Origin of the sequence: Brevibacillus centrosporus (genome assembly GCF_003710815.1) — a bacterium.
GTDB classification, from domain to species: Bacteria; Bacillota; Bacilli; order Brevibacillales; family Brevibacillaceae; genus Brevibacillus; species Brevibacillus centrosporus.
The window spans coordinates 39391-57056 of the sequence record NZ_RHHP01000017.1; the positions used below are offsets into that span (position 1 = coordinate 39391).

The following is a 17666-nucleotide window of genomic DNA, read 5'->3' on the forward strand; positions in this document are numbered from 1 at the left end:
AAACTACCTATTTGGCACGAGCGTAAGGGAGTGGATAAACCGATGGATTTGGGACTGAAAAATAAAGTCGCGGTAATCATGGGCGGAACTTCTGGTGTTGGCTTGAAGGCAGCGGAAATGTTCCTGCAGGAAGGCGCCAAGGTTGCCATCTGCGGACGTGATCAAAAACGCATGGAGGGAGCGGCCCTTCACCTGGCTGCATTCGCCCCCTCTGAGCAGGTATTTGCTGAGACCTGCGACGTTACCAATAAAGAAGACGTAACCCGTTTTATCGACGGAGCAGCCGAAGCGTTTGGCGGCGTGGACATTTTGGTCAACGCAGCAGGACAGAGCGTGATGGGCTACTTCTTCGACATTACCGATGAGCAATGGAGACAGCAGATTGATCTGAAGTACTTTGCCATCATCAACGCGGTTCGTGCCGTTCATCCGCATCTGCTGAAGCGTGGCGGCGGCCGGATCGTCAACATCAACGCTACGCTGGCAAAAGAACCAGAGCGTCACATGGTAGCGACTGCGGCTACTCGTGCAGGACTGTTGAATCTGAGCAAAACCTTGTCCCACGAGCTGGCACCGAACAACATCCTGGTCAACTCGGTGAGCCTGGGGTTGATTGCAACGGATCAATGGGAGCGCAGACGGATGAAAAACGCTCCTGATATGGACCCGACAGAATACTACAACGATTTGGCACAAAAACGGAACATCCCGCTTGGCCGAGTGGGGCAGCCGGAAGAGGTTGCGAGTGTGATTCTCTTCCTGGCGTCTGAGCAGGCCAGCTATGTATCCGGTTCGACAATAGAAGTTGCGGGGGCTTTGGGAAAAGCGCTGTAATGTGAAGGGGCGAGAGAAGAGTATGACAACGAATGTGCAAATGGAATTCACAACGGCAGACGCAGTTGTTGCGGAGCTTGTACGCGCCGGAGTAGAAGTCGTTTTCGGTGTAGTAAGTATTCATAACATGCCAATCTACGACGCGCTATTGCGCGAGGGCAGCATCCGTATCGTTTGCTCCCGTGGTGAGAGTGGTGCAGCGAACATGGCTGACGGCTATGCTCGCGCGACAGGCAAGCTCGGTGTCGTCATCACTAGTACGGGTAGCGGTGCAGGCAACGCAGCAGGTTCTCTGGTAGAGGCATGGGCTGCCGGAACGCCTGTCCTGCATTTGACAGGGGAAGTTTCCTCCAAATACTTGGGCACAGGCAGAGGATACATCCACGAATGTAAAGACCAGCTGTCCATGATGAGCGGCTGCTGTAAAGAAGCGTATCGTCTGCGCAAGCCTGAGCAAGCGGCAGCAGTAGTACGCCAAGCAATTCAAAATGCAACAACAGCTCCACGCGGTCCAGTGTCGCTGGAAATTCCAATCGATTTCCAATCCGCGATCATTCCAAACAGCGTGCTAGAAGCAATGCAGCCTGCAACATCTCCTGCCGCAGCTCCACATATTCCAGCAGAAGTAACCCAGAAAATCGCAGCGGCTCGTCGTCCTGTGATCTGGGCAGGTGGAGGCGTGATCTCCTCGGAAGCATCTGCAGAGCTGACCCGTCTGGCTGAACTGACTGGCGCAGCGGTCATCACGAGCCAATCCGGTAAAGGATCTATTCCAGAGGATCATCCACAATGCATCGGTCACTTCGCTGCCTATGAAGACGTGAAAAACCTGCTGAAGCAATCCGATCTTTTGATCAGTGTAGGCGTACGCTTCCGCGGCAATGAAACAGCCAACTGGAAAGTGACTGCACCAGAAGATCACATCAGCATCGATGCGGACTGGAGCGCATTCAACCGCAACTACGAGATTACACACGGTCTTTTGGGTGAAGCGAAAGAGATCCTGAACGCGATCAATGAAGACCTGGCAGCCAAAAACACAGCGCCAGATGCTGCTTATGTAGCAGAAGTAAAAGGCGTAAGAGAAAAAATCCGCGGGATTCTCCGCGATACGCTTGGTCCATACGAGAAATTCGTCGATGGCATGCGCAAAGTCCTGCCGAAGGATGCGATCCTCGTTCGCGACGTAACCGTTCCTGCAAACGTATGGGGCAGCCGCCTGTTTGAAATCTACGAGCCTCGCACATCCATTCACGCTTCTGGCGGTGGTATCGGACAAGGTCTGCCAACAGCATTGGGTGCACAAGCAGGTCGTCTGGATCGCGTCGTCGTCCTGATGGCTGGTGACGGTGGATACATGCTGAACGTAGGCGAAATGCCGGTAGCCGTTCAAGAAAACCTGCCGCTGATCGTCGTTCTCTTTGACGACCAAGGCTATGGCGTACTGCGCAACATCCAGGATGCTGCATACGGACGCCAAGTTGCCGTAGATCTGGTGAGCCCAGACTTTGTGATGCTGGCAAAATCCATGGGCTTTGAAGCCAATCGCATTGGTAACCCGGATGAGTTCGTAGCAGAGCTGGAAGCAGCAGTTGCTCGCAGAAAGCCATCCATGATCGTCGTCGACATGAATGCTGTCGGTCCAATGGCCAAGCCGTTCGGAGGCCCTCCTGGAGCAGCAGATGCATTCAAGCCGAAAAAATTGTAAGGAGGCCTGATCATCCATGTCAAACGCATATCCTAGCATTTCCGGCCAATTTCTGATCAATGGTGAGTGGGTAAAAGGGGCAAAGGTCACAGATGTGACCAACCCCGCTTCTCTCACAGAGGTAGTAGGGCAAGTCGCTCTTTGCTCCAAGGAAGATGTTCAGCAAGCGATCGATGCTGCTGAGCAGGCGTTTCCGGCTTGGGCATCTACGCCTGCCGCAAAACGGGCGGAGCTGGTAAAAGAGGCTTCCAAGCACTTGGCGCCGATCATTGAGCAAACGGTTCCCCTGTTCGTTCGTGAAAACGGGAAACCGCAGGTAGAAGCGAAAAAGGACATCATGCGCTGTGTGGAAATCATGAGCCAGGGGGCAGATGCCCTGGTCAAATGGTGGGAGCCGCAATCCATCCCGGGTGGACAAATGGTTCAGCTGCGCAGAAGACCAAGAGGGGTTACAGCCGTTATCTCTCCTTGGAATTCTCCGATGATTCTTACGTTCAAACGCGTGGTCCCTGCGATTCTTGCAGGAAATACGGTCGTAGTAAAACCAGCTACAGACTGCCCGTTGACTGTTTTGGCAACGCTTAAAGTCGTAGCAGAGCACTTGCCTCCGGGTGTCATCAATATCGTTACCGGTTCCGGCGCTTTGGTCGGAGAGCAGATCTGCGCTGACCCGCGCGTTCGTACCATTGCCTTTACAGGAAGTACCGAAACAGGAAAGCGTATCATGAGCATGTCTGCCGGTACTGTGAAAAAGCTGTACATGGAGCTGGGCGGAAACGATCCGGCGCTCATCCTGCCAGATGCCGTTCTCGACGAAACCGCGATGACACGCATTCGCATGGGGATTCTCCGAGCAGCCGGTCAGGTTTGCTCCGCGATCAAGCGTGTATACGTGCATGAGTCGCGCTACGAAGAGTTCATGAGCAAGCTGACTCGCGAGTTTGGCCGCATGATCGTAGGGAACGGAATGCAGCCAGACGCTATGATGGGCCCAATCAACAACAAAGCGCAATACGACTACGTGACAGGCCTGATCGAGCGCACAAAGCAAGCGGGTGCTCAGGTAGATACACTCGGTATCAAGCTGGATGAAGAATCCTGGGGTCAAGGCTACTTCCTGCTCCCTTCGATCGCAACTGGTCTTGATCAATCGAGCGAGCTGGTACGTGCCGAGCAGTTCGGTCCAGTCATTCCCGTACTGAAGTATTCCGATTTGGACGAGGCGATCGCGATGGCGAACGACACAGAGTTCGGCCTGCGTGCTTCGGTATGGACGGCAGATCAGAGCGTTGCCGAGACATTTGCTGATCGTCTGGATGCAGGGGCGGTTTTCTTCAATAACCATACGATTTTCCAAGATCTGCACTACGATTTCCCAGGCTTGAAAGAGAGCGGACTTAGCCGTGAAACACAAATGTGCGGTATCGACCTCTTTGCGGATACCTACGGATTTGCCAACTAACAACGACTAACAGACCAGAAGCTTTTGCCAAAGTTGCCATTCAACTAAGACTGAATATTGCGTGTCCAGTCATCAGGGGGTTGTTGCTCACATGCTTAGCAAAAACATGCGATGGGTTTACATTTCATTGCCAATCTTCTTCTTTTGGTTCTTTGGCCAGATCGATAAGCTAGGGATTTCTGTCATTCAGACAGATCCGGGCTTTCTGCAGGACATGGGACTGACCGGTCCGGATAAAAATGCGAAAATCGGGTTCTTGACCTTTATTTTTACGGTAGCATACGCCTTGTCTAACTTGTTCTGGGGCGTCGTGATCGACAAGCTGGGAGCGCGGAAGACAGCCATGCTGGGGATTGCGGTATGGACTGTCACCATGGTGATGGCTGGTCTCTCCACATCGTATGAAATGTTTGTGCTTTCTCGTATTATCCTGGGGATCGGGGAAGGAATTATGATCCCGGTGTCCGGTAAATTTATTGCCAACTGGTTTAATCGAAATGAGCTGGGTCGTGCACAAGCTTCGTGGATTTCCGGTAACTATCTGGGACCAGCGCTTGGAGCACTCGTATTGTCCGTCTTGATTGCCAACTTGACCTGGCATTCTTCCTTCTTCATTCTGGCTGCTTGTAACCTGATCTTGAACATTCCGATGTTCTACTTCATGACGCGAGATAAGCCGGAAGATCATCCGAAGCTGAGCAAAGAAGAGCTGGCCTTTATCCGCAGCAACGATGGAAACGTGGAAGAAAAGCAAAACTTTGCGCAGGATTTCCGTTATTGGATCGTTTGGATCGGGATGCTGGTGGCGTCCTTCCTGTTCTTCGGATTGAGCATTTGGCTGCCGACTTACCTGACACAAGGCAAAGGCTTTGCTCGCGAAGCAATGGCAGGGATTACTTCTCTCTCCTGGCTGTTTGCCCTCGTCTTCGTACTGGTGTGCGGCTACTTGGCTGATAAGACGAAGCGTCCTGGCCTGCTCGCAGCGATTTTATTCGGACTCTGTGCGCTCTTCCTCGGCATTGCCGTGAGTGCGACCAACCCGATCATTGCGGGGATCTCCATCGGACTCGCCATGGGAACACAAGGCGGCGTATTCCATCTGAGTAACCTGTTCATTGTCAAATTCTCTACCCCTGAAACGGCCGGACGCGCAGCTGGCTTGATGGGCTTCACGAACATTCTGGGCGGTTTTGCGAGCTACATCATGGGCTGGATGCGCGACCTTTCCGGCGGAGATTTCGGACCATCGATCTTGATGCTGATCGCCATCTCCCTGATCGGCTTCGTCGCTTACCTCTTTACCTTGAAACGGGAAGCAGCGGAGGCCGTGCAAATCAAGCAGGCAGAACGTGCTCGAGCTGTATCATAAGTTTTTATAACTGTAATTCTGAGATTGGAGTGAAAACGCATGGGCAAACCAGAAGTGCGCTTGGATGAAATGACAAGGGATGAAGCCCTTCAATACCTGAACGAGACAATGAACCCGGAAGAGGGTGCCATTCCCGCCTATATCTTGTCGGACCCTACGATCTACAAGCTGGAGCATGAAAAAATCTTCATGAAAACGTGGGTATTGCTCGGCCACGTTTCCGAAATTCCAAACAAAAATGACTACATGCTCCGCGACCTGGCTGGTTACTCCGTCATTGTTTCTCATGGACAAGACGGTGAAATCCGTGCTTTCTACAACATGTGTACCCACCGCGGGATGAAGCTTTGCCGTGCGGATCATGGAAACAAAGCGAATTTCACTTGTCCGTACCATGGCTTCAACTTTAAAAATAACGGCGACCTGATCGGGGTTCCACTGCAAAATGACATTTACGGCGGTAGACTCGATACCTCCAAAATGGGCCTGAACAAAGTAACGATCGATACGTATCGCGGTCTGATTTTTGGTACATGGAACGACAATCCGCAGCCATTGGATGATTTCCTCAGCGATTTCAAATGGTATTTGGATATTGGGCTCGGCCGTACGGAGATGGAAGTTGTGGGACCGCCACAAAAATTCATCGTCCATTCCAACTGGAAAATCGGTTCGGATAACTTCGTGAGTGACTCCTATCATACGATGGTGACCCACGGATCGATCGCACAGCTTGGCATGGTGCCAAGCGCAACCTACTCCAAAAAAGGCTATCAGGTTCATACAGATAACGGACATGGATGTCTGATCGGGATGCCAAACCCTGACTTCCCGTTCCCGGAAGAGCTGAAAGACGAGTACAAGGCAAACCTGACACCTGAGCAGTTCGATCTGATTTCCAATATGAAAAACTTGATCGGTACCCTGTTCCCGAACCTGTCCATTCTGGTATCCCATACGAAAGTAAAAGGACAGCTTGTTTCCAACACCACGATGCGCCTGTGGAAGCCAGTTGGACCAGACAAGATGGAAGTCATGACCTGGTTCCTGGTGGAGAAAAATGCATCCGAAGACTGGAAATATCGTTCCCGTGAAGCGTATATCCTGACGTTTAGCCCGTCCGGTATTTTTGAGCAGGACGACACGGAAGTATTTACCGATATCACCCAAGCGGCTTCGGGGACGATGCCTTTTGCGAAGCAACTGACTTACAACTACACAATGGGTATGCACCGTGAGCCTGTGACCGATTTCCCTGGACCAGGTGTTGCCTATGGAGATAAATTCTCGGAAGCCAACTCCCGGAACTACTACCGCTACTGGCTGAACCTGATGAACTCGTAATTGCCTAAGGAGGAAGAGTCGATGAGCATGGAAATGATGCTGGCTACTTACGAATTCCAGCAATGGTTGTACCGTGAAGCAAAATTGTTGGATGATATCGATTTTGACGGCTGGTTTGCTTTGATGCATCCCGAAATTATGTACTCAATGCCAGTCCGCGTAAACAAAGAAGGGATCGAGCGTCCTGACTACGCGACAGACATGTTCGCCTTCCATGACGATCATCACCTGCTGTCCCTTCGTGTTGAGCGTTTGAAGTCCGACTACGCTTGGGCGGAGATTCCTCCGTCCCGGACACGCCGCTCGGTGAACAACGTGCGGGTAGAGGAGTATGCTCCGGGCGAAAAAGCAGTGGTGAAAAGCTACCTGCTTCTGTATCGCAGCCGTTCGACCGACATTCACCACGACATCGTATCGGGTGAGCGTACCGATGAATTCGTGTATGTAGACGGCGAGTGGAAGCTGAAAAAGCGCTTCTTCGTTATCGACCAAACCACCATCAATACACGTAACCTGGCAATTTTCGTATAGAGAGAGGGAGGCATGACGGGCATGGCAGAGCTTGCGGGAAAATCAGTGTATATCACAGGGGGAGCCTCCGGAATCGGCAAGGCGGTAGTGGAGGCCTTCATCAAAGAAGGAGCTGTTGTAACGGTACTGGATCGCTCGGCGGACGGCCTGGGCGAGCTGGAACAGCACCTCGGCGACAGCGTCCGTACCATCACGGGTGATGTGACTGTGTACGAGGACCATCAGCGAGCGGTGCAATGTGCAGTCGAGGCATTTGGGAAGCTGGACATTCTCGTCTCCAATGCCGGCGTGTTTGACGCATTTGCGAAATTCGTCGATGTTACCCCACAGGCGATGTCCGATGCCTACGACATGTTGTTTAACATCAATGTAAAAGGGAGCTTTTTCGCTGCCAAAGCGGCAGTGGATGAACTGAAACGGACGCGGGGGAACATGATTTTCACCGTGTCCGGTGCAGGCTTTTACCCGGATGGCGGGGGCGTGTGGTACACCGCGAGCAAGCATGCGCAGATCGGTCTCTTGCGGCAGCTCGCTTTCGAATTGGCACCCGATATTCGGGTAAATGCTGTGGCTCCAGGCGGTACATTGACAGCCTTATCCGTGATTCCACCTCTGCGTCCTTTTGTCAATGTGGTTGACAACGAAACAAAGGCGAAGAGCATCAAGCGCCGCAACCCATTGCAAATCGCAATGGAACCAGAGGATCACGTCGGGGCGTACGTCCTCTTGGCATCAGATAAAGCACGTGCGATTACCGGTGAAGTATTGGCCAGCGACGGAGGATTGGTCGTACGCGGACTTGGATAGGGGGGAAAAAAGACATGACACAAGCACTGCTCGGAACAAGCGAGATAAACCAGATTTGCTTTGTCGTAAAGGACATTGAAAAAGCGGCTGGGGCTTTTGCCACTCTGCTCGGAATTGAGAAGCCGAACTGGTTTTTGACAGGTACACAGGAAATTTCTCAAATCGTTTACAACGGAGTACCAACTCCTGCACGCAATAAGCTGATCTTCATCAACACACCATCCGTACAGATCGAGCTGATCGAGCCAGATCAGGAGCCAAGCACCATGCGTGACTTCCTGAACCAACAGGAAGGTATCCACCATGTAGCTGTAAATACGGACGATATGAAAAAGCAGCTGGCACTTCTCGGCGAAAACGGCTATGGCGTCATTCAAACCGGCGAATTCACTGCGAGCAAAGGACGTTATGCCTACGTAAATACTGTTCCTGCCTGCAAAACGATGGTAGAGCTGTTGGAGCGCGATGAGCCACAGCCGATTCCTCCTGTAAAACCAAGAACAGCAGACGATCCACAGCCTCTTCTGGGCACCGACACGTTGACGCAGATCGCGGTTGTCGTAAAAGATCTGGATGAAGCAGCTGAAGCGTACTGCGCGCTTTTGGGCATAGAAAAGCCGACCGTGCTGAAAGAAGGCGACAGCAAAATCACACAAGTCGTTTACCGTGGCGAGCCTACTGAGGCGAAAGCTCGCTTCCTGTTCATCAAGACCCCGATGATCGAGATTGAGCTGATCGAGCCAGGCGATTCCCCAAGCACCTGGAAGGAACACCTCGAGACAAAAGGCGAGGGTGTCCATCATATTTCCTTCCACGTGAAAAACATGGATGAGAAAATTGCCATCCTGGAGGAAAAAGGATATCCTGTGATTCAAAAGGGGAACTTCTTTAACGGTACAGGTCGCTATGCTTACATGGATACGACTTCTGACTACCATGTCATTATCGAGCTGTTGGAAAAGTTCGAAGCGTAAGTGGAGTAAATGGTAGGTGGGACGGATGCCGCAGGTTCCAGAAAGGAGAGACAAGACGTTGGCAAAAGAAGAAAAAGATCGGTACAGTTCCAGCTCCCTTGTTAGGGGATTGGAAATATTACGGCTATTCAGAGCAGAGCAACCAACGCTTTCTCTTGTGGAGATTGCAGGCCAATTGGGGATTAGCCGGACGGCACCGTTTCGGTTATTGTTTACACTCCAGTCTCTCGGCTATTTAAAGCAAAATGAAGATACAAAACGTTACGAATTGACCCCAAAAGTGCTGGAGCTCGGATTTGCTTACCTGAACACGCTGCAGATTACCGAAGTGGCGAGGCCGTTTCTGGAGAAGCTGCGCGACGAGACGGGTGGCTCGTCTCACATCGGCATTCTGGATGATACGGCTGTCGTGTTTGTAGCGGTTCAGCAGGCGAGAGGTCCTTCCACCGTCAGTGTGTCGGTCGGCTCACGTCTGCCAGCTCATGCGACGGCGGTCGGCAAAATTCTTTTGGCCTTTCAGCCGCGAGAGCAGTGGGAAGAGCTTCTTCTACTGTCTGACCTCCAGTCGTATACGAAAGATACGAAGACCATGATGACATCGATCCTCAAAGAGCTGGACGTCGTTCGCAGGCAAGGCTATTCGGTCAGCAGCGGTGAGTTTGAGGTTGGAATCCGTTCGGTATCTGCCCCGATTTTTGATGAGTCAGGCCGTGCAGTCGCCGCTGTGAGTGTAGCTGCCCATGAATCGTTATTACCGATGGAGCGTGTGGAACAATACGTACTGCCGGCGATTTGCGAATCCGCTGAAAAGCTCTCTGCTTTTTACGGCTATCGGCAGCCACAAAGGAGGGTATGAGTTGTCCTTACAAACAGAATGGATTCATTTTGAGCAAGACGGCGTGAAGCACCGCCTGTACACGTCCCGGCTGGCGCGCGCGAAAACGCCTCTGCCTGTGGTCATCGTCATTCAGGAGATCTGGGGGACAGATGCCCATATCCGGGACTTGACGGATCGCTTTGCAAAGGCAGGGTATTTGGCCGTAGCGCCTGACCTGTTTGCGGTAGAGGGAAAACGCCCGGAGACCTTGACGGAGGAGCGCATCGAGCAAGTGAAGGCTTTTCTCGAAACGCTGCCGCCGCCGGCTTGGCACGACGCGCAGGCGAGGGAAGCGGCACTGGAGCAGCAGCCGCCAAAAGCACGCGAAGAGCTGCGCGCTACATACGCGGATGTGTTTGCCCATCTGAAGCTATTCCCGCAGCTGCTGGAGAAGCTGAAGGCAGCGGTGAGCTTCCTCGAGGGCTACGCGCTTTCCAAAGGGCAAAAAATCGCCTCTACGGGCTATTGCATGGGTGGAGCTCTCTCACTGCAGCTGGCATCCTCTGTGCCGAACCTGGCAGGCTCTGTGGTCTACTACGGACATCTGCTGAACAAAGAACAGGTAGCGACGATTGAGTGCCCGGTTCTCGGATTCTTTGGCGAGCTGGATGCGAAGATCAATGCCCACTTGCCTGAGTTCGTCAGCGCGATGAAAGAGGCGGACAAGTCTTTCACCTATGAAGTATATGAGGGAGCGCATCACGCTTTCTTCAACGATACGCGCGGAGCTTACCATGTGAAAGCTTCCCGTGACGCATGGGAAAAGACATTGGCTTTTTTCAAGCAAGTATTGGTATAAAAAAACGCAACCCCTATCTCTTCGAGCGAATATGGCTCAGGAGATGGGGGTTTTTTTACTTTCAATAACTTTTCGTTTATTAGTAAATAATTTTGTGACTTTTTCAACGGTTTTCAATATTGACAATTATATAACCTGGACATTATATTTAAATAGCAAAACCACGTTTTTCATGTAAAACACTAGTAATTAATTTCCAGGGGGTTGCGTATGAGAAAAAACATGGGAAAACTGGCAATGATTTTGGGCCTAGCGGTTGGATTGACAGCCTGTGGGTCAGGGCAATCTGCCCAACCATCTTCAGGAGCAGCATCTGGCGGACAAGCCGCAGCGGGAGGAAATCAGCCGGTAGAAATCAGATTAGGCGGCGGTTTTTCGTCTGAGGAGCCGTTGTGGCTGATGCAGGTCAATCCGGAATTAACACCACACCAAGGGAAGAGCTACACCCTGAACATCACCCAGTTCCGTGCCAATGCCGACCGACTGAACGCTTACCAGGCCAATCAGATCGACATCGCATCGATCGGTCAAGGCGCTACGCTAGTCGCAGCTTCCCAAGGCATTCCGCTCAAGGTAATTGCCTCTGTAATTAAAGAGACTCCTGGCAAGGGCTTTAATACCCCGTTCATGGCTTTGAAGGATTCAGGAATCAACAGCATGGCGGATGTAAAAGGAAAGGTAATCGGAATTCCTGATTTTAAATCCCCGACAGACATGTGGGCACGCGCCGCGATTCGCTCCGCAGGGATGGACCCGGATAAGGACGTGAAATATGCGATTATTCCGATTCCTTCGATGGCAGAAGCGGTGAAGTCCAAGAAGATCGACATCGGGATGTTCCCGCAGCCATTTGGAGCAACCGCTCTGAAAGCGGGAGAATTTAAAGAAGTGTTCAATGCAAAGACTGGCGTGCAAGCAGATGAGGACTTTTTGTCGATGTTTGTGAACCCAGAGTTTTTGAAAAACAACGAGCAAGCCGTGAAAGACTTCCTCAGTGATTACGTGGCTGCACTGAAGTACTACAACGAAAATGGAACAGAAGCTCGTAAATTGTTGATCGAAAAACAAAAAGTCAAAGCGGATCCAGAGATTTATATCAATCTGACAGACAACAACCGTTCTACAGACGGAAAAGTGGATCCGGAAGGCTGGAAAGCGGTACAAGACATTTTGTTGCAGGAAAAATGGCTGGACAAGCCAGTTGATCTGAATACGATCATCGACATGTCCTATTTGCCACAATAGGCAAGCACCACCCAAAGCCTATTTCGTGAAGTGGCGGTCCCTATGTCCCGATATAGGGGCCGCTTCTATATGGTTGTACGACAAAAAAACACAGCGAAGGAGAAGTTGTCATGTCAACACAGACACCCGCTATTGATATCGAGAAGCTGCGCAAGGTATACACACGAGGCAAAGAAGAGGTCACGGCGATTCAGGAGATCAGCCTGCAAATTCCAGAAGGCAAATTTGTCAGTATCGTAGGACCCAGCGGATGCGGAAAAAGTACCTTTTTGCACATCGTGGGCGGGTTCATTCCGAAGTCTACGGGGACTGTCCGCATTCGCGGCAAGGAAGTAGACAAGCCGGGTCCGGACCGGGGAATGATGTTTCAGGAATCAGCTTTGTTCCCTTGGAAAAACGTCTACGACAACGTGGCATGGGGACTCGAGGTTCAGGGAGTGGAAAAGGCCAAGCGGGATGAAATCGTGGAGCATTACCTCAAGCTGGTCCACCTGTGGGACTTCCGCAACAATCTTCCGTCCGAGCTGTCTGGCGGGATGAAGCAGCGTATCTCCCTCGCGCGTGTCCTTGCTTTCAATCCAGACGTTCTGCTGATGGATGAGCCGTTTGGGGCACTCGACGCCCAGACACGTGAAAAGATGCAGGTAGAGCTGCAGCGCATTTGGCAGGAATCGAACAAAAGCGTGATGTTCGTCACGCATGATATCGATGAAGCTGTCTTTTTGAGTGACATCGTAGTCGTTTTCAGCGGTCGTCCTGCCGTCATTAAAGAAATCATCGAAATTGACTTTGCGCGACCTCGTCAGCTCGATGTTCACAAAACGCAGGAGTTCATGGATATTCGCAACCACATTTGGGACTTGCTCCATCAAGAACACAGCAAGAGTGGAGAGGATGAATTTTAATGGATAAACGCCTTCATAAAATAGCCTTGATCGAAGTCGTTGTTCTCCTGGTCTTGTGGCAGCTGCTTGCCATGCTGCAGTGGATTCCCGAGTATTTGTCCAGTCCTGCCGTGATTGGCAAAGAGCTGCTTGCCATGGTCATGAGCGGGGATCTGTTCTCCAATGCGGCAGCCAGTCTCTATCGCTCGCTGCTCGGATTTTTGCTGGTGGCCGTCGTGGGGATTGTGCTCGGGATCGCTGCTGGTTACTTTAAGCCGATCGGAGTATTCTTCACACCGATCGTGGATGTCTTGAACCCGGTACCGAAGATCGCGTTACTGCCCATCCTGATGGTTTGGTTCGGTATTTCCGATACCACGCGGGTTCTGCTCATCTTTTTGACAGCCTTTTTCCCTTGTTTTATCGCGACTCAGGACGGCGTACACGGAGTGAAGCAAGTTTACGTCTGGGCTGCGCAAAACATGGGAGCAAGCCGCATACAAATCTTGTGGAAGATCATTCTGCCTGCTGCGCTACCCAAGATATTTGACGGGCTGCGCGTTTCCCTCGGTTTAACCTTCGTCATGCTGTTTTCCTCCGAAATGATTGGATCCTCCAACGGATTGGGACTGGGCTTTATGATTTTGACTGCTGATATGGCGGGTCGAACTGATTTGATGTTTGTATCCATCTTCGTCATTGCTTTGCTGGGCTTTTTGTTTGACCGCATTTTATTGGCTGTCCGCGCACGTTTGCTCTGGTGGTCGGAGAACAGGGGGTAGAGAGATATGAAAAAAGGCTGGAATATCATCGTTCAATACCAATCACTGATCTGGATCGTCGTGGCATGGGAAATCATTGCCTTTATGCAAGTCATGCCGGAGCGCCTGTTTCCCTCTCTCGGCAAGGTCGTGGTAGTCGCAATCGATCTGATTTCGTCCGGCATGCTGATGGAAAACCTGCCGACGACACTGTTTCGGGTATTCGCCGGATTTGCGCTGGCAGCGGTAGTCGGTGTACCGCTCGGGCTTTTGATGAGCCGTTCGGCCAAGCTCAATGATGTGATGCAGCCGATGTTTTCCCTCGGATATCCGATCCCGCGTGTGGCTCTGTACCCGATCCTCGTGTTTATTCTCGGCCTTGGCTCGGCGTCGAAGGTTTCCCTGATCTTCATTGAATGTCTGTTTCCGATCGTGCTCAATACCTACTATGGAGCGACCCGCGTCGGCAAGATCTATCTGTGGGCAGGGCAAAACATGGGAGCGAGCAGCAGCCAGATTTTCTGGCGCATCCTGTTGCCTGCGACGATGCCGACTATTTTTACGGGACTCAAAATCGCTCTTCCACTCGCATTTATTATCGCCGTTCTGACAGAGATGATCGGTTCGACCGTTGGAATGGGATATCTGCTCAGCTACATGTCGGCCTCTCTGATGCAGGAAAAGGTACTGGCCTGTGTGCTGTTGATTACGCTGGTCGGGTATTTGCTCAACCTGCTGCTACAGGTGATTCAGAGAAAATACGTATTTTGGCAGTAGTTTCATACAATTATCTCACACTTTCGAATATTGACTTTTGATAAAATCGGCCGTATAATAATTTTAAATACAAAACATTGTTTTTTATATAAAACAAAACAGGGAGGCATTACCCATGAGTGAACAAAACATCACTATTGAAGAATTTGAACAAAAGTTCGTAGCGCGTCTGGAAACTAGAAAGCTTGACTACAATGCACTCTCTTTCCAAGAGCAAGTAAGCCCAGCATACCGTCGTGCACAATGTCGTTATGTAGGTACTGGCGGCGTAGCTACAACTGACAGCAACGTAATCCAAGCAGGCAACTTCACACTGAGCAACATGTATCTGCCAGTAGGCGCTGAAGGTCCTCTGCACCTGCACAGCGACGTAGAAGAAGTATTCTTCGTGATCAAAGGGAAAATCGTAGCATTGGTTCAATTGGGCGACACTGTTCATGAAATTCCACTTGGCGAGCGCGATTGCATCTGGTCTCCTCCAGGCTACTACCGCGGTGTTCGCAACGTAGGTGACGAAGAAGCGATCATGGCTGTTATGCTGGGCGCTCCAAAACCACAAATCCCTACTTATCCAGAAGGCAGCGACCTGGAAGCCATCCGCGTAGAGCGCGCAAAAGCAAAAGCAGCAGCAGCAGCTGCAGCTGAAGAGCAAAAATAAGAGCGAACTGTATGGGGGCCTGCCACCACAGGCTCCCTCCTATACAGCGAAAGGACCGGCATTTACAGCACAGCCGGGTCTTTTCATTTCTGGACGAAAATGATTGTTCGAGGTGATCGATGATGCCATACGCACAAGTAGGAAACCTCTCCATTCACTACCGGACGGCAGGAGAAGGGGCACCGCTCATTTTACTGCACGGCTTGGGCAATAATTCTCAATCGTGGTCAAGACAGCTCGAAGGCTTGCAGGAGCATTTCCAAGTCATTGCATGGGACACGCCCGGCTACGGAGACAGCTCCGATCCAGATCCGGAGTTCCGCACATTTGGCGAGCTGGCGGATATTTTGAAAGGCTTTATTGACTCTCTGGGCTTTAAAAAGATTTTCCTGCTCGGGCATTCGATGGGCAGTACGACCGCGATGGAGTTCTGTGCGAAGTATCCGGATTCCGTGGAAGCGCTGATTTTGGCGGCTAGCACACGCGGTGGACGGACAAATCCGGAGACGAACGAACGCAAGCTGCAAAACCGCATTCACAACGTGGAAACGTCACCCGAAAAGCTGGCTGAGCTGAGGACGCCAGACATGTTTTCCCCATACGCCAAGCCGGAAATGATTGCGGAGGCGAAGCGCATCATGTCGATGGTGAGGCCGCCGGGATACCGTTCCGTCGCCTATTCGCTTTATAATGCGGACCAGACAGAGCTGCTTTCTTCTATTAAAATGCCGACGATGCTCATTTGCGGAGAAGACGATAAAGTCACGCCTGTAGCAGAATCGCGCATTGTCGAGGAGAAAATTGCCGGCTCTACTCTGAAGCTCATCCCACAGGCTGGGCATTTGTGCTATTTTGAGCAACCGGAGGAATTCAACCGTCTCGTGCTTTCCTTCCTGCAGACATACAACAAGGGGGAAGCGTAAATGAAGATTGGGATCATTGGTGGGGGTACGGTAGCGACATTTCTGATCAAAAGCATCAACGTGGATCAGAAGCTGCCGGGCAGCCTGGTCGAGTCCGTTTATCTGCGCAAGCCTGAGGTGGCAGACGAGTGGGAGCGCACGTACGGAACGCGGGCCTTTACGGATATGGAGGCATTTTTGTCTTCCGGAATCGATATCGTCGTCGAAGCAGCGACGGTAGAGGCTGTCCGCGATTATGCGGAGCTGGTCATCTCCAAGCGCAAGGAATTGGTGGTTATCAGCGTAGGGGCACTGGTAGATCCTGAGCTGTACGGTCGTTTGAACGAGCTCTGTCGCCAGCTGGGAACTAAAATTTATCTGCCCTCAGGTGCCATCGGCGGGCTGGATGTGATCCACTCGGCAATGGCTCTGGGGCAGCTGGACGAAGTATCTTTGACGACACGCAAGCCAGCAGCCTCCCTTTTGGGGCGTCAGGTAGAGGTAGAGGAAGTCGTATTTTTCGGTACAGCTACAGAAGCCATCAGCAAATTCCCGAAAAATATCAACGTGGCGATCGTGCTGTCACTGGCTGGACTCGGCTGTGATCAAACGAGCGTGAAGATTGTCGCAGACCCAGAGGCAACGAAAAACACTCATTGCATCGAGGCAGTTGGATCTTTTGGGAAAATGAATATTCGTCTGGAGAATGACCCGATGCCGGACAATCCAAAGACGAGTTACTTGGCTGCATTGAGTGTTCTCTCGACGCTGAAAAAGCAAACAGAGCGCATTACCATAGGCTAAGCAGTGGATTTTCCACGGTTCGCACTTGTTACGCCACCCTGTGACGACTACAATAGGTGAAAAGGTACCAATTGCATGTCCCTTAGTGAAAGGAGTAACAAGCGCTCATGCCGAAAACGGAAAAAGATCGGTATCTGTCCAATTCCCTGATCCGGGGTTTGGAAATTTTAAAAATGTTCGATGCTTCTCATTCCACGCTGAGCTTGGCAGAGATCGCCTCCAAAATGGGGGTGAGCCGGACGGTTCCCTTCCGTTTTCTCTACACGCTTCAGCATCTGGGGTATCTCTTCCAGGATGAGACGACCAAGCGCTATCAGCTGACTCCAAAAGTCATGGAGTTGGGTTTTGCTTTCTTGAACACCATGCATCTTCCCGAATTGGCACGGCCATACTTGGAGAAGCTGCGGGATCAGACTGGAGCATCAGCGCATATCGGCATTTTGGATGGGGTGGAAGTCGTGTATATTGCACGAGCGGCTACATCCACCAGTTTTTCTACCTTGAATGTCATGATCGGCTCGCGACTGCCTGCACACGCCACTTCAATGGGGAAGGTATTACTGGCCTTTTTGCCTGAGGACAAACGCGCGGCCATGCTGGAGAAGATCGAGCTGCAATCCTTTACGAATCAGACGAAGACGATGATGAAGGATTTGAGCAAGCAGCTGGATGAGATCCGCAGGATTGGATATGCCGTCAGCAACGAGGAGTTTGAGATCGGGATCTATTCCGTGGCATTCCCGATTTTTGACCGGGATGGGGTGATCATGGCTGCGGTCAATATCGCTTCGCCGACGAGCATGATCAACGAGGACATGATTGATTCGCAGATTATACCAGCCGTTCGCGAGGCTGCTATCGCATTGTCCGGATACTCCAAGTAAGACTATCATCGATCGTTGATTGCAAATAGGAAGCTGCCGCTACCGA

The 17666-nt window shown here is 51.5% G+C and carries 18 protein-coding genes; all 18 read left to right on the top strand.

All coding sequences use genetic code 11. The features are described 5' to 3' along the window. The first annotated feature begins 42 nt into the window (after nucleotides 1–42). The 18 genes from EDM55_RS16650 to EDM55_RS16735 all read left to right on the top strand — a co-directional run bounded on the left by EDM55_RS16650 (nucleotide 43) and on the right by EDM55_RS16735 (nucleotide 17620). A complete protein-coding gene (locus tag EDM55_RS16650) occupies nucleotides 43–834 on the top strand; it encodes an SDR family oxidoreductase (protein WP_092275856.1) in 792 nt (263 codons plus the stop codon). 22 nt (nucleotides 835–856) lie between these two features. Further along, the gene (locus tag EDM55_RS16655; protein ID WP_092275853.1) at nucleotides 857–2542 is read left to right on the top strand and encodes a thiamine pyrophosphate-binding protein; all 1686 of its coding nucleotides are present in this window, start codon (nucleotides 857–859) and stop codon (nucleotides 2540–2542) included. Between the two features lie 16 nt (nucleotides 2543–2558). Then, nucleotides 2559–4004: an aldehyde dehydrogenase family protein gene (locus tag EDM55_RS16660; protein ID WP_092275849.1), complete on the top strand. Its 1446-nt coding sequence runs from the start codon at nucleotides 2559–2561 to the stop codon at nucleotides 4002–4004. 91 nt (nucleotides 4005–4095) lie between these two features. Next, nucleotides 4096–5373, top strand: coding sequence for an MFS transporter (locus EDM55_RS16665; RefSeq protein WP_092275846.1), 1278 nt, complete (start codon nucleotides 4096–4098; stop codon nucleotides 5371–5373). 39 nt (nucleotides 5374–5412) lie between these two features. Beyond that, nucleotides 5413–6717, top strand: coding sequence for an aromatic ring-hydroxylating dioxygenase subunit alpha (locus tag EDM55_RS16670; RefSeq protein ID WP_092275843.1), 1305 nt, complete (start codon nucleotides 5413–5415; stop codon nucleotides 6715–6717). Between the two features lie 21 nt (nucleotides 6718–6738). After that, complete coding sequence (locus EDM55_RS16675; RefSeq protein ID WP_092275840.1) at nucleotides 6739–7248, top strand: aromatic-ring-hydroxylating dioxygenase subunit beta; 510 nt, start codon at nucleotides 6739–6741, stop codon at nucleotides 7246–7248. Between the two features lie 21 nt (nucleotides 7249–7269). Next, complete coding sequence (locus tag EDM55_RS16680; protein ID WP_092275837.1) at nucleotides 7270–8055, top strand: SDR family NAD(P)-dependent oxidoreductase; 786 nt, start codon at nucleotides 7270–7272, stop codon at nucleotides 8053–8055. Between the two features lie 14 nt (nucleotides 8056–8069). Then, entirely contained in the window at nucleotides 8070–9029 is a 960-nt protein-coding gene (locus EDM55_RS16685) for a VOC family protein (protein WP_092275834.1), read from the top strand. A gap of 58 nt (nucleotides 9030–9087) precedes the next feature. After that, entirely contained in the window at nucleotides 9088–9885 is a 798-nt protein-coding gene (locus EDM55_RS16690; RefSeq protein ID WP_092275966.1) for an IclR family transcriptional regulator, read from the top strand. Nucleotide 9886: 1 nt separating this feature from the next. Further along, a complete protein-coding gene (locus EDM55_RS16695; RefSeq protein ID WP_092275831.1) occupies nucleotides 9887–10705 on the top strand; it encodes a dienelactone hydrolase family protein in 819 nt (272 codons plus the stop codon). Between the two features lie 210 nt (nucleotides 10706–10915). After that, nucleotides 10916–11950: an ABC transporter substrate-binding protein gene (locus tag EDM55_RS16700; RefSeq protein WP_092275828.1), complete on the top strand. Its 1035-nt coding sequence runs from the start codon at nucleotides 10916–10918 to the stop codon at nucleotides 11948–11950. A gap of 110 nt (nucleotides 11951–12060) precedes the next feature. Then, a complete protein-coding gene (locus EDM55_RS16705; protein ID WP_092275825.1) occupies nucleotides 12061–12855 on the top strand; it encodes an ABC transporter ATP-binding protein in 795 nt (264 codons plus the stop codon). After that, a complete protein-coding gene (locus tag EDM55_RS16710; RefSeq protein WP_092275822.1) occupies nucleotides 12855–13616 on the top strand; it encodes an ABC transporter permease in 762 nt (253 codons plus the stop codon). Before EDM55_RS16705 ends, EDM55_RS16710 begins: the two co-directional genes overlap by 1 nt. 6 nt (nucleotides 13617–13622) lie before the next feature. After that, nucleotides 13623–14372, top strand: coding sequence for an ABC transporter permease (locus EDM55_RS16715; protein WP_122960831.1), 750 nt, complete (start codon nucleotides 13623–13625; stop codon nucleotides 14370–14372). 115 nt (nucleotides 14373–14487) lie between these two features. Next, nucleotides 14488–15030, top strand: a complete 543-nt coding sequence (locus EDM55_RS16720; protein WP_092275816.1) for a cupin domain-containing protein — start codon at nucleotides 14488–14490, stop codon at nucleotides 15028–15030. A gap of 119 nt (nucleotides 15031–15149) precedes the next feature. Beyond that, the gene (locus EDM55_RS16725; RefSeq protein WP_259676089.1) at nucleotides 15150–15953 is read left to right on the top strand and encodes an alpha/beta fold hydrolase; all 804 of its coding nucleotides are present in this window, start codon (nucleotides 15150–15152) and stop codon (nucleotides 15951–15953) included. Beyond that, nucleotides 15954–16736, top strand: coding sequence for an aspartate dehydrogenase (gene nadX / locus EDM55_RS16730; protein ID WP_122960833.1), 783 nt, complete (start codon nucleotides 15954–15956; stop codon nucleotides 16734–16736). A gap of 107 nt (nucleotides 16737–16843) precedes the next feature. Then, entirely contained in the window at nucleotides 16844–17620 is a 777-nt protein-coding gene (locus EDM55_RS16735) for an IclR family transcriptional regulator (RefSeq protein ID WP_092275807.1), read from the top strand. Nucleotides 17621–17666: the final 46 nt, after the last annotated feature.